Source organism: Sphingobium sp. VMM, assembly GCF_056790315.1.
In genome coordinates, this window is sequence record NZ_JBXGSI010000016.1 from 17,525 (window position 1) to 30,321 (window position 12,797).

Sequence of the window (12,797 nt, forward strand, 5' to 3'; positions counted from 1 at the left end):
GTCCGGGCATATCGCTGAAACCAGCCGTTCGTTCACGCGGCAGTTTGGCCGTAACCTGGCGTCGGAGATGTAATCTCGATCGGAGCCACAATGGCAATAGGCATAGCTTCAGTGCCCATCATCATATGATAGTGCTGGGAGTGCCCCGTCTCCGCGAAGATACGTCTGAAGACCCCGAGATAGGCGTCCACTGTGGCAGCATCGCCGGAGATATAGAGATCGTCATGCGAACTGTGTGAGCCGTCGTTCACCCATGAAAAGAGCGAGGCACAAATTACCTTCTCACGACCTTCAAATTTCTCAATAATTTTGTCCTTGTCCATGTTTCCAAGTATTTTGAAATAGTTCTCCAGAATACGGCGCAGCGTATTTTGAATGGTAAGATTGGACCGGTTCTCATTTCGCACTTCGGACCAGAGCAATTCGTAAGATGTCTTGATAGGGTTGTGATCGAAGGATTCCAGCGTTGAGACATCGTCGATCTTCTTCACAATCCAGAAGGTTTCGTGCGCACGGAGTTCTCTTTTTCGATCTGGGTCGAATGAAACCTCTTTGTGGAAATAGATATTGTGCGTGAGCACAAACACCTGCCGGATCAAGCCGTTCGGCGCGTGGCTCAACTCGAATACGCGTTTGATGAGGCTAGAGACGATGAACAGGATGTCGCTGTCGAGGCTCGAAATCGGATCGTCGAACACAATTACCCGGTCGCTCGTCATGCCGGATTCAGAAACGCTACCCCGAATGAGGTGGTAAAAATACAGGAAGGTAACGAACGTCTTCTCGCCTTCGCTCAGACTTCGGGCAGCATTGCTCCCATCGAGGCGGACGATCTCATACAAATTGCCCTGATCGCCCGCGGTTGCGAGCTTGAAGCCCCGAAAGCCGAACGAGGCGAGCAGCGCGTTGATTTCAGTCACGGTTGGTTGAACGCTCGTAATGCCCTTCTCAAGAGCACGCAGCGTCTGTTGCGCCGTGGTGAGATTGCCCCTCTTAGTCGTTATGCTTGCCTCGATGCCGTTGATCGCAGCGTCCAACGCCGTCTTGCTGGCATGGTAGGCATCAAGGATGCCTTTGGCTTCTTCCAACAGGCACTTCCAAATTTCGGCCGTGAGGTTTGCCCTCTGGTTGCTGATATCATCGACAGCCCTGTTGTGTTCGGTTACGGCCGCGTTTGCAGCCAAGAGGAAATCTCGCACCTCCGCGAACAGCTCAGTATTGTCCTCAATCGTTACGACGGCGCTCGGCTCCTTCTGCTTGCGCGCGATGTGCTGACCGTTGAGCGCTAGCCGTGCCGTCACGCGCTCGATCAGGCCGGTCAACTGGTCCCCGTCGACATAGCGAGAACCGTTCTGAAAGATGCCGCTGAGGGCTTGAAGGTAGGCTGTGCCCGCCGCCTCATATCCGGCAACGAGACGCGCGATATCAGCGATGTCGCGATCATAGGCTTCGTCGAAGTAGTCGCCGATACGCTTGGCAAGGTTGGCTTCGATATCCTGTTGACAGAACGGGCATTGCGGCGTGCTCTGTGCGAAGTAGTCGATGCCCTGCTTCACCCAATCACTGTTGCCAAGTCGATCGATTAGGCCGCCAATATCGACATCGCCCTGACCCACGACCTTTTTTGCGAGGATCGGCGACGTTTCCAGCCGCGCCAGCTCGGCACTGTCGGGCACCCGGATCACGCTTTCATGGGCAAGCCCCCTTTCAAAGATGACGACCGCCCGCTTTTTCAAATCATCGAGCTGATGAACCGCAGCCTGGTTGGAAGCCCACTCGCTTAAGATTTTATCGCAGAAGTTAGCCTTTGAGGAGCGTACGCCTGTGAAGGCGGACTGGAAATCTGCATCATGGCGGTTCTTAAGTTTCCAGCATTCGTTCTCGATATTCTCGCGCAGGGCAGCACGTTCATCCAGCTTGCCGGGAGCACCATCCTTTCCATTCAACACGATATTGCGCGCGGCGATGTCGCGCTCGATGTCCGCAACGTCCTTCCGTGCATGCTCGATCTGGTCCAACACCTCAGCGTCGTGCTCGCCTAGCGTGAAGATGCCAGGGAGGCTGGACCGGAAATTCCGCTCTACGAAATCGGCGTTATAGACTAAGCATTCAAGGGGCCGTTGGTTCGCCCAGCGGATCGCGCAGGCAGGGTGATCGGCCGGAGCGGCGATTACGCGCGAGATGCTGGTTTTACCCGAACCGTTCGCGCCATAGATGAAATTGATCTTTCGAAGCCCAGTAACATTCTGGCCTTCCGCGCTGTAGCTCGCGCATCCCGCGATCTTCAGTTCTTCAATCAACGCCGCCCCCTCTTCACCACGTCAATGCTTTACGTTGGTGATCGTCATAGTTATAATTTTGCGATCTATCGATTGGCAACTTAAATAATGCCGCACGAGCAATGACCGGGTTACCATTTTCCCGCTTTGTGTCCTGCAATTACACTAGCGGCAAAAAGCTAACATTGATAATTATCTCGAATATAATCGTTATAGTATTTTCCCTTTGAGTCGGCTGTTAGCAATCCATCGTAAATATGCTGTGGGACTCGGCAAAAATCATACGGCCCATCATCGGGGAACCATAGCTTTAGCCGCATGGAGGACGCGTCATACTCAGCACGTTTAATCGCGCTCGAATTAAAGTAAGGCAAACCGCAGCTCCCATTTCTTCAACTGATCAAATTATCTCGCTCGAAATTCAATATGCAATTTCAAATAATATGGCAGCTAACCGATCATTCGCTCTCGCAAACAAGCAAACATACTGCTACCGGCCGGTCTGGGGCATCCAGACTGGGAAAGCGGACGGACTGCACCTGCCAGCCGTAAATCGGCGCTGTAAGGCTGGCATAGGTCGGCAATGGGATCTGCCTGATTGGATATTCCAAATTTCCCGCGAAGTTAAAGACCCTGAAATTTCATTCAAGTTTAAGACGTTCCCACTCAGCAATTAAATACTTGTAGCGGCCATGAAACACCTCCTCTTCGTCACCTCTCAAAGGTGTCGTTTGCGGAGAGAAAAACACCCGACGAAGGGGATCAATAATGCGCATGTCGCTCGGATCCAGTTTTGTCAGAGCCTGCTGCATGGCCCATAAACCAAGCCTTCCCCCTTCATCCGGAAGTGCGGGATCCTCACTGAAGTAAGGGTAGACGACGCGCGTATATTTTCCCCTGACGCGTGCATGAAGAGCGTCGCGTATGCGGATTGTGCCGCCCACCCCTTCAATTCGCAGATTGCCGTGAACGCTCTGGGGGATGATCTCAACCGGTTCGTTCGACCAACGCAACTTCGCGCTAAGTAGCTCGAGGACACCGTCCTTCAGAAGCGGATATAATCGCTTGTAGTTATTATTCGAAGCGACACGAAGGTTGGTCATATCAGTGAGATCGACATCGCCCGAAATATGCTTCTTAACGTCTGTCCAGAACGGCAAATAGAAATCCCCTCCTTGGCTCCGCGTCCCTCCCGCGTCCTTTTTGCGATCAAGCCGAATATCATTCTTCAAGATGGACTGCCGCAGGGCTTGTCTTGCATAGAATAGCTGCAAGGCCTTCCGGAGGGGGATGTCGAGTACGGACATAAGAAATACTCTTCGTCAGTGCCAAACTTACTAGAACGATGAATCTTCCAGCGACAATTTGTCAGCGCAGGAATCTATTCGGATCATTCGCAGCCGATCCCATCACCATCTCGATCCAGGTGTCGGCCATAGCCGGGATCGCCGGCACGAACCGGCGCAGCGCCCGCTGCTCGCGCTGCAGCGCAGTTCGGGAACGCCCCGCGAGTTGATGAGGACAGAGGCTGGGGCCGGGATGGTGCCGATGAAGAACGATGGCAATGATAGCCGCCGTTCTTCCGATCATTATGACAGCCCTCAGCATTCAAGCCCCCGGGATGCCCCGATGCTGCCGCACCCCACCCCGTGATGATGAGTCCAAGGGTAGCACGCAAAGGCCAATATCGAACAACCGGGGCCATGGGCCTACAGCTTCAGCGTTGCAGCAAGCTTCCTGAACTTGTCCACATCTTTGTCGAAATAATAGAGTTTCGGCGCTTCGTAGATCACCAGGTAGAGCTGGCCATTGACCATAGCGCCGATGCCCTCCCCTTTGCGTTGCACTTCATCGTCAGCCCGAGTGAAAGCGTAGGTGAAGCGAATACCCTTTTTCCCGGCGAGCAAGGCCGGTTCCTGGTCCACAATCTCCATCTGGTTCACGGAGTACTGGCTGCGATAGGTAGTTTCGAGCAGAGCCGGGATATCCGTGATCAACATATTAGCTGTCACTCTGGGTAAAGGCAGGTTCTTCTTGTCGATTTCGCGAAGCAATGGCTCGCCGACTGGAACGCCACCGAAGAAACTCACCTTGTTCAGTGAATCTCCGTCGAGCGTCCACAGCTCGACATTCTTTCCATCCTTGCGACTGAGCCGGTTCCATTCGCCATCAGGCGTTGCCGAGAGCTTGGACTTTGCGATGCCGGCACGCGGCCCCGGCGAAATCAACGCATTCCCCAATGCGGAAGAGGCGGTCAACATCAGCATGGCTGTGGCGATAATCAGGCGCATGACGTCAATTCCTCAATTCGCAAGAAGGGCTGTTATGGCTTTTGCGTCCGAGGCATCCGGACGCGCGGCGAGATAGGCCAGGAGAGCTATGCGGGCCTCATCACTTTGCCCATTTCGCAGGAGGGAAAGGCCCAGATTGCGGTCAAGCTCCGGAGCGGCATACCCAGCAAGCTTGGCCTGACGGTAGAACTCGCTCGCCTGTTGGAGGTCTCGCGGATTGGCGCGGGCGCGATAGAGTTCGCCGCGCGCAAACAGCAGATCACCGGTCCAGCCGGATCTTTCCGCAATATTGCCCAGAATATATTCGCTCCCCCCAAAATCATTGAGTTTCATCTGGGCGGCGAGAAAGCGAGAGATATAAGGAGCGATGGCATCATTATATTCCTTCGCGCGCGCGTCACCGCCGGGCGGGAGCTTGCCCGCTTCGGTGGCAAGGTAGGAGGCACGCGCCAGGGAGGCAGGATGCGTGTCGAAGAAGCCCGCCGAATATTTTGCTTTCACCTTCTGCTTGCGGCCAAGCGCACTGGCATCCGCCTCGGCCATCAGCGCCTGCCAGACTTCGGAGGCCGATTGTGCTGGATAGCCTGATTGCGCGAGATATTTCAGGCCTAAGAGATCAGCCTCCGTCTCTTGCGCGCGGTTGAATTGATAAATGGATCCCAGAAGCGAGAAATTCGTGTCGGCGACCGGTGTGTTACTGATCCCGCCCAGAACCGTGAGCCACGCCATCGCGTCGGTCGCGCCGCGGCGATTCTTGAAGCCGTAAAGCGAATGCCGCAGTTCGAAATGCGCAAACTCATGGCCCAGCACGGCAGCGAGTTCCGCCTCGTTGCGGGCTCGCAGCAATAGCCCGGAATGGACCTGCATGGCTCCGTTAGGCATCATCGAGGCGTTGAAGGTCGGGACTTCGACTGCGTAGACGCGAATGCCAATGCAGCGATCACTGCCGACCTCCCTGCACAGGACGTTGCGCAGATAGGTTTCAAGACCGCCGTCCCGTATCCGCAAGGGACTGTCGCGAAGCTGGCGCTCGCCTTCATCGGCAAGCATCCACACGCCGCGCTCGTCAACGGTGGAAGGCTCATAGGCCGCCACATAGGGCGCAAGCGTGAAATCATCCTTGGCCACGGCCGGCCGGGAAAAGGCCAGCTCCGCCAGGAGAACAAAAGCCATGGCATATCCGCGCATATCAGGGCTGCGCAGTGGTGAGGGCGACAGGCTTCCCTGGGAAGCCTTCAAGCAATTGCCTGACCCGTTTCTGCGCGCCTTCGGGCGTACGGACATCGCCACCCATCTGCCGGTCGGCATTCAGCCACACCAGTTCTCCGGTCTTGAGGTCCACAAGGCCGGCATATCCCTGATGCACCCCCGATGTAACACCGATGCCGCCCAGCATGCCTACGATCTGCAACATCTTGCGGCCGGTCGAACCATATTCATCATGAGTTGAAATGAAGAGGGCATAGTCCGCGCCCTCAAGGGACTTGAGTTCGGCAATGCCGGGGCCAACGGCCCATTCAAAGCCCTTGTCCCGCTTTTTGGTCGGGAGACGATTGCCTGGAAAGAACTGATATTCGATCACCGAGTCCGCGACAGCGTTGAACAACTGGGAATATTGCGTCACCAGCGGGCCTTCTGCGCCAGCGCTTTCCTCATATGGCATGACCTGGTTTCCCAGTTGCGTCTGCGCTTCGCTCAGCGCCGTACCGAGATGGCCGCGTGCCTGCGTAGTCCAGTCTGCATTGGGTTCATAAAGGCCGCCGGTCGACTGCTCGCCCACTCCAATGACAGGGCGCATGAGGATTATTTTCACTGTCCCGGGCTTGAGAGCAAAGCCCTCTTTGATGCCGGTTTTCTCCTGGCCGATCGCCGTTGCCGACACGCAGCACGCAAGCGCCAGCAGACATGCTCGCGCAAAATTGTTGATCCGCACCTTTCCCCCGCTCCCCCATCACTGCCGCGCCATCAAAGTCGCGAACCGCCGATTGGAACGTGCCCCTCACGTCCCAATCGCATAGCGATCTTAGAACTGCCGGAATGTGAATGCGCGTGACGCCCATCACGGTTGCGTCGGCATAAGCGGCAAACTTCTTGCAGGTCCTAGATGAATTAGCCGACCGTCAGGACTCGAGAAGGAGCAAACGGAGGCGGAGTGTCTGGAAAGGGTCGGTTGCAGCGGCCGGGGTTACCGGAGGGCCATTAAATCGTGGTCCATCGACGCACCGTCGAAGGGGACCACGATCACTTTGCTGCCATGGCCGTTGTCACCAGTCTGGCTCTCCTTCGATGTGTCGATAACCGCGAAGGTCATTGCGATCACATGGCCGTCCTCGATGACCACGGCTGGGCGCTCGAGCTTGTTCCAGGTGTTGTTCGTGCCGTCGGCATAGCGAATGAATTTCGTATTGGGTTCGTAAGCCATCCCCTGGAAGCGCCAGCCCGCAATGCCGTCGCGCGAGATGAGATGGTAGGCCCGGCGGCTACGCCAGTGATTGACTATCACATGATACCATCCGCCGCTGTACCAGATCACGGGATCTTCATAGGCGCGCATGTCGGTCTGGGGAATGCCGGAAACGCCCCGGTAAATGCTGTCGCCCATGACCTTGTAAGGACCGAGGATGCCTGCGTTGCTGATCAGGATTTGACCAGATCGCTGGATAATTTCAAACCGACCGTCAGGGCGGACAATCAGGCTGACATTGGATGCCTTCCAAGGCGCTTTGGGAGCCGAACTGGGCAGATCGCCAGGCGTCTTCACAGATGTGAATGCACTTTGGTCCACGCTGATGCTGCCGAGCTTCTGCCAGGGGCCATCGATGCTTTTGGAAACGAACACGTCACCGTTTCGCGTTTCGCTCACCACGACGGCGTAACGCCCGTCCGGCAGCTTCAAGGCGATGACATTATGCCCTTTGCCACCTTCGTCCTTTGGCCAGATCAGCCCTGTGTCACGATAGGGACCGTAGAGAGAATCGCTGATTGCCGAGACAGCCAGCGATTGCCCCCAGGCCATATGGCCTAGCGCCTGGCCCCAACGACTTGCAAACATCCTGTATTTGCCATCCGAGCCCTGCAAGATCTGCCCGTCCCAATAGTTCCACTTGGCCAAGGTCGCATCTTCGAGGCCGTTTAGCGGATCTCGCCGGCCCACTTCGGCCGCCCCCCAGACTGAATCTGAAAGCTGCGCAGCAGGCATCGGCTTGAAATAGGAGATGAACGGCTTGAGGCCTAACGCTGCTTTGGCATCCAGGGAGGGATCCTGCGCTGGCTGATTGGAAGGGGGCGTAGAGAAGACCGGCGATGCCACGAATGCCAGTAATCCGATCAGTCTTGCACTCCGAACCAGCATGATTCTCTCTCATCCTTCCATTAGAGGACATGCTAACGAGGATACCTAATTATCGCCAGATGAAATATAGTTTCATTATATGGGATTGTTGGTCTTGATGCGTGGATCCACGACGGCAATGATAGGCCGACTATATATCAGCTCGGAGTTACCTCTAGTTTGTGATTTTCGTCATAACGGATGTGGTAGGAATAGCCGTGTCCGCAGTCCGCGTGCATCTTCGATGTGATTGCCTTGGTCAGATTCCATTTTCGATATCGATGCGATCGACTGTCTGGAAATCGAACGGGGCACCACCTTCCGAACCGGACGGTTGCCTACCAGCCATCTTGGGCATCCAAAATGAGAGAGCAGACCGACTGCAGCTGGGAACGGAAAATCGACGGCTGAAGGGCAAGCATGGGTCGGTTCTACGGCCCCCGGTTCATGGTGGGCGAATTGCTTCATGGAATTGTCCACCAGATTGGATAGATATTTACGCAGAATCGAGCACGCCCCGTTGAATCGGGAAAGGAAGGCCTTGCCGTGAAACGCCACATCATCACCGTAGTAGGGCTTACTCTGGTACTGGCAGGACAGGCTGCATCGGCTCAAACACCGTCAGGCCTCGCCGATCTCGTGGGTTCTCGTGCGCCCGGCGCTGAAACCCAGATGAAGGCGCGTGGCTACGACCTTCTGAATACGCAGAAGGGCGATGACCGCAGCTACACCACCTGGTGGAATGGCAACAAGCGCCAGTGCGTCACTGTCGCGACGATGAACGGACGCTACGATTCCATCACAGAGACGCTTCCCGCCGATTGCGGGCACAGCGCCGTTCCCGCTCAATCCGGCAACAGTGATCGCGGCTATCACCCGGACATCGGCTATAGGCCATCAGGCAACGGACAGCGTCAGTCTCCAAGCTATGTCGAGGATCGCGATCGCTACCAAGTGAACGATCAGTACGTCGATCTCGGCCTCGTGTGCTTCGGCGACGGTCAGCGCAGCGGTGTATCGACGACGTACGGCTGGTCGTGGAATGCGCGGACGAACCGATACGACTACGGCAACCGCACCGAGATGACCGGGCAGCAGTTCGATGCCTCGCTGATGCTTCAGTTCTGGGACGGTGGCGGGCGCATCCGCCTGCCCAAGAAGCTGGTTCCTCCCATCAACAGCCGGGGCAATGACGGTTGGTGGGATCTCTATGACGTGGAGATGGGTCCAGACGTGATCCGGGCCAAATATCGTCTCAATGGTCTCAACAAGCCGCTGGTCACGATCAACCGCCGCAGCGGTCAGATCAGCGTACAGGGCACCACGCCTTATGCGTTTCGCGGAACCTGCGACCTGATCGACGGACAGGAGCATCGCCGCTTCTGATCGATTGCCTGCGTCCCGCGCAAACTCGGCGCGGGACGCTTGGATTTCAGTTCATCTGTTCATGGCCGATCCGGAGCGGACGGGTAGGATCCAGGCCTTGGCGGTCGGTAGCACAATGCCGAGCAATCCGGCCATTGTCGGCGCAATCTGACGGATGTCGATCTTGCCGAGACTGCGACCGGCCTCCACGCCGGGGCCGGAGATAAAGAAGGCCGAGTGCATGTCGGGCCTGAGTTCCGCTGCCGAATAGGCGCCGTGACCGCCGCCCTGCGCAGGCTGCGTCAATGCTGCTATTCCGGCCGTCTAGGTCGGAGACTGTCGATGCGGAAAGCTGCCCTTGACCCTGTTGTTGCTACAGGCCTTATGAGGCGTCCGTACCCGGCGTTGCATGCCGGGCAGGAACGGGAGCGATGTGAATTTGATGTGTCGTGGCGGCAGGACATTTGCCGGAAGCAGCGCGCTAGTGATTGCGACCATGATCGCTGGCCCAGCCTATGCGCAGGCCGAGGCAGACCATGCAGAGGAGGCCGAGACCGAGATCGTGGTCCAAGCGACGCGAACTGGGCGCCGGGTTCAGGACGAGCCCATCCGCGTCGACGTCATCAATCGCGAGGAAATCGAGGAGAAACTCCTCATGCGCCCTGGCAACATCGCCATGCTGGTGAGCGAGACGCCGGGCGTTCGCGTGCAGACCACATCGCCTGCGCTCGGAGCGGCCAATGTCCGTATCCAGGGCCTCAAGGGCCGCTACACGCAGATTCTGGCTGACGGTTTGCCGCTCTATGGTGGACAGACGCCTTCCATAGGCCTGCTGCAAATCCCGCCAACCGATCTAGGTCAGGTTGAGATCATCAAGGGCGCGGCATCGGCGCTCTACGGCCCATCGGCATTGGGCAGCGTCATCAATCTGGTGTCGCGTCGGCCAGCGAGCGAACCACAAGGGGAACTCCTGTTCAACGCCACCAGTCGCGATGGACAGGATGTAACGGGCTATGTGGCCACGCCGCTCAGCAGCGTACTCAGCGCTTCGCTCACGGCCGGCTACGACCGACAAAGCCGGAAGGACCTGAACGACGACGGATGGGCCGACATGCCCGGCTATGAGCGCTTCACGGCCCGACCACGGCTGTTTCTCGATACTGCCGATGGCACCAAGGCCTTGTTGACTTTCGGCGCGATGGCAGAGCAACGCGACGGCGGAACGATACCAGGCGCGAATGCGCCGGACGGATCGCCTTTCGCGCAGACGCTGCGCAGCCGACGCTACGATCTGGGCCTTACTGCCGAAACGCCCCTGGAAGGCATCGGGACGCTGCATCTGCGCGCCTCCGGCGTTACCCAATCGCATCGCCATGTGTTCGGCGACACGGTGGAGAATGACCGCCATCGGACGGCATTTGCCGAGGCGTCGATCGGCGGCAAGGCAGGCGTGACAACATGGCTGGCAGGCGCTGCGGTCCAGCTGGACGACTATCGTTCCAAGGCATTCTCAGCCTTCGACTACAGCTACACCGTGCCCGCGCTATTTGTTCAGGGCGAGCAGGAGCTTGCCGACAAGCTGACGCTGGCGGGTAGCCTGCGCTGGGATGCCCATAGCGACTATGGTTCGCATGTCAGTCCGCGTGTATCCGCGCTCTATCGGCCAGGTCCCTGGACTATCCGCGCTACATTCGGGCGCGGCTTCTATGCGCCGACACCGTTCGTCGAGGAAACGGAGGCCAATGGCCTCGCGCGCTTGCTGCCCTATGCGAAGCTCAAGGCGGAGATCGCCGACAGCGGTTCGATCGACTTCGGCTATGCCAGTGGGCCTTTCGAGGCGAACCTCAGCCTGTTCGCTTCCAACATCGACCATGCCCAGCAATTGCAGATGGTGGATGCCGATCATGTCACGCTGGTCAACGCCGATGGCGTCACGCGAACGCGCGGCGCCGAAGTGCTGTTGCGCTATCGCTGGCGGGCGCTGTCGGTGACCGGCAGCTACGTCCATGTCGCCGCGAACGAACCGGACCCAGACGGACCCGGTCGGCGCATCGTGCCGCTGACGCCCCGAGACAGCGCGGGCCTTGTCGGCATGTGGGAGAAGGAAGGGCGCGGCCGCTTCGGGGTCGAGGCCTATTATACCGGGCGGCAGTCGCTGGACGACAATCCCTATCGGACGCGCAGCAGGCCGTATGTTCAACTGGGTGCGATGGGCGAACTGGTACTGGGCAAGGTCAGCCTGTTCCTCAATGCCGAGAACCTGCTCAATGTGCGGCAGACAAAATACGATCCATTGCTCCTGCCGCGCCGGGCGGCGACGGGCGCGTGGACCGTCGATGCCTGGGCACCGACCGACGGGTTCGTCCTTAACGGAGGGGTGCGGTTTCGCTTCGGCGGTGAATAGGCGCGCTCCTCAGTTCCCCACGGGCTTGGCGGATGATCTGCCATCCTCCCGACAGTGCGAAGACCGCCATGATCGCGGCGACCGCGATATCGGGCCAGCCCGTGCCGGTGCCGAATACGCCGAGCGCTGCAGCGACCACGGCGATATTGCCGATCGCATCGTTGCGCGAGCAAATCCATACGGAGCGCCGGTTGGCGTCCCCTTCGCGGTGGCGCCAGAGCATCGCGGCGCAGGCAAGGTTCGCGACGAGCGCAATCACGCCCACGACACCAATGGTCTCGGCAGCAGGAACGACGCCCTGTGCCGCCATCCAGACGGTATTGCCCAGCACCCACAGACCGAATAGCAGGATCGAGACGCCTTTGACCATCGCGGCCCGCGCTCGCCACGCCAGCGCCATGCCTGCGACACTAAGGCTAATCGCGTAGTTGGCGGCATCGCCCAGAAAGTCGAGCGCATCGGCCTTGAGCGAAGCGGAACCGGCAGCGACCCCGGCGACGATCTCAACGCCGAACATGACCGCGTTGATGATGAGTGCGATCCACAACACGCGCCGCCAGGCCGCGTCGTTCAGCTTTTCCGTGTCGTTCTGTGATCCGCCGCAGCATCCCCCGGCCATATCCATCTCCTGTTTCGGTGATGAAAGGCTATATAGGCCCTGTAGCAACTACAGGGTCAAGGGCATGGCATTCACGATCGGCGACATGGGCAAGGCGACGGCCACGAAGATCGAGACGATCCGCTATTACGAGAAGATCGGCCTGCTGCCCAAGCCAGCGCGGACGACGAGCAACTACCGGGACTATGGGCAGGCGGAGCTTGGCCGCCTTTCCTTCATCCGCCGTGCCCGCGACCTGGGGTTTTCGCTCGATCAGGTTCGGGCGCTGCTAGGCATCTCGGGTGACCGCAGTTGTGATTGCGCAGGCATCGATCGGATCGCCAGAGAGCACCTCCTGGAAGTGGATCGCAAGCTGGCTGACCTTGCGGCGCTCCGGAAAGAACTCAAGGCCGTGATCGATTCCTGCGATGGCGGCATCGTTGCTGATTGCCGGATTATCGAGGCGCTTGGACCTGTGCTGTCAGCCTGACGATCACAATTGCTGGCTCTCCCAGGTTCAAAGCCACTC

At 58.1% G+C, this 12,797-nt stretch carries 13 protein-coding genes; 3 read left to right on the forward strand and 10 right to left on the reverse strand.

Annotated elements, in window-relative coordinates:
- Positions 1 to 32 precede the first annotated feature (32 nt).
- The 8 genes from ACUCV3_RS19060 to ACUCV3_RS19095 form a co-directional block, all read right to left on the reverse strand.
- Complete coding sequence (locus ACUCV3_RS19060; protein ID WP_482240982.1) at positions 33 to 2,300, reverse strand: AAA family ATPase; 2,268 nt, start codon at positions 2,298 to 2,300, stop codon at positions 33 to 35.
- 158 nt (positions 2,301 to 2,458) lie between these two features.
- Complete coding sequence (locus tag ACUCV3_RS19065; protein WP_482240983.1) at positions 2,459 to 2,653, reverse strand: KTSC domain-containing protein; 195 nt, start codon at positions 2,651 to 2,653, stop codon at positions 2,459 to 2,461.
- A 267-nt stretch (positions 2,654 to 2,920) separates the two neighbouring features.
- Positions 2,921 to 3,586: a hypothetical protein gene (locus ACUCV3_RS19070; RefSeq protein ID WP_482240984.1), complete on the reverse strand. Its 666-nt coding sequence runs from the start codon at positions 3,584 to 3,586 to the stop codon at positions 2,921 to 2,923.
- Positions 3,587 to 3,669: 83 nt separating this feature from the next.
- The gene (locus ACUCV3_RS19075; protein WP_482240985.1) at positions 3,670 to 3,984 is read right to left on the reverse strand and encodes an excalibur calcium-binding domain-containing protein; all 315 of its coding nucleotides are present in this window, start codon (positions 3,982 to 3,984) and stop codon (positions 3,670 to 3,672) included.
- Positions 3,985 to 3,988: 4 nt separating this feature from the next.
- Positions 3,989 to 4,570, reverse strand: coding sequence for a hypothetical protein (locus ACUCV3_RS19080; protein WP_482240986.1), 582 nt, complete (start codon positions 4,568 to 4,570; stop codon positions 3,989 to 3,991).
- A 12-nt stretch (positions 4,571 to 4,582) separates the two neighbouring features.
- On the reverse strand, positions 4,583 to 5,743 hold the full coding sequence (locus ACUCV3_RS19085; RefSeq protein WP_482240987.1) for a M48 family metallopeptidase: 1,161 nt from the start codon (positions 5,741 to 5,743) through the stop codon (positions 4,583 to 4,585).
- Positions 5,744 to 5,759: 16 nt separating this feature from the next.
- Positions 5,760 to 6,503 carry a hypothetical protein gene (locus tag ACUCV3_RS19090; protein WP_482240988.1) on the reverse strand — a complete coding sequence of 248 codons (744 nt, stop codon included), beginning with the start codon at positions 6,501 to 6,503 and terminating at the stop codon, positions 5,760 to 5,762.
- Positions 6,504 to 6,755: 252 nt separating this feature from the next.
- Positions 6,756 to 7,922, reverse strand: a complete 1,167-nt coding sequence (locus ACUCV3_RS19095; RefSeq protein WP_482240989.1) for a glycoside hydrolase family protein — start codon at positions 7,920 to 7,922, stop codon at positions 6,756 to 6,758.
- A 525-nt stretch (positions 7,923 to 8,447) separates the two neighbouring features.
- Between ACUCV3_RS19095 and ACUCV3_RS19100 the strand changes: the two genes are divergently transcribed.
- Positions 8,448 to 9,287 carry a hypothetical protein gene (locus ACUCV3_RS19100; RefSeq protein ID WP_278376745.1) on the forward strand — a complete coding sequence of 280 codons (840 nt, stop codon included), beginning with the start codon at positions 8,448 to 8,450 and terminating at the stop codon, positions 9,285 to 9,287.
- A 51-nt stretch (positions 9,288 to 9,338) separates the two neighbouring features.
- Here ACUCV3_RS19100 and ACUCV3_RS19105 read toward each other — a convergent pair whose 3' ends face one another.
- Positions 9,339 to 9,572, reverse strand: a complete 234-nt coding sequence (locus ACUCV3_RS19105) for a hypothetical protein (protein WP_278376744.1) — start codon at positions 9,570 to 9,572, stop codon at positions 9,339 to 9,341.
- Between the two features lie 190 nt (positions 9,573 to 9,762).
- Between ACUCV3_RS19105 and ACUCV3_RS19110 the strand changes: the two genes are divergently transcribed.
- A complete protein-coding gene (locus tag ACUCV3_RS19110) occupies positions 9,763 to 11,670 on the forward strand; it encodes a TonB-dependent receptor plug domain-containing protein (protein WP_482240990.1) in 1,908 nt (635 codons plus the stop codon).
- Here ACUCV3_RS19110 and ACUCV3_RS19115 read toward each other — a convergent pair.
- On the reverse strand, positions 11,633 to 12,289 hold the full coding sequence (locus tag ACUCV3_RS19115) for a cation efflux transmembrane domain-containing protein (protein ID WP_278376742.1): 657 nt from the start codon (positions 12,287 to 12,289) through the stop codon (positions 11,633 to 11,635). The genes ACUCV3_RS19110 and ACUCV3_RS19115 overlap by 38 nt on opposite strands.
- 64 nt (positions 12,290 to 12,353) lie before the next feature.
- On the opposite strand from ACUCV3_RS19115, the gene ACUCV3_RS19120 reads away from it, so the two are divergent.
- Positions 12,354 to 12,758, forward strand: a complete 405-nt coding sequence (locus ACUCV3_RS19120; protein WP_278376741.1) for a MerR family transcriptional regulator — start codon at positions 12,354 to 12,356, stop codon at positions 12,756 to 12,758.
- The last annotated feature ends 39 nt before the right edge of the window (positions 12,759 to 12,797 follow it).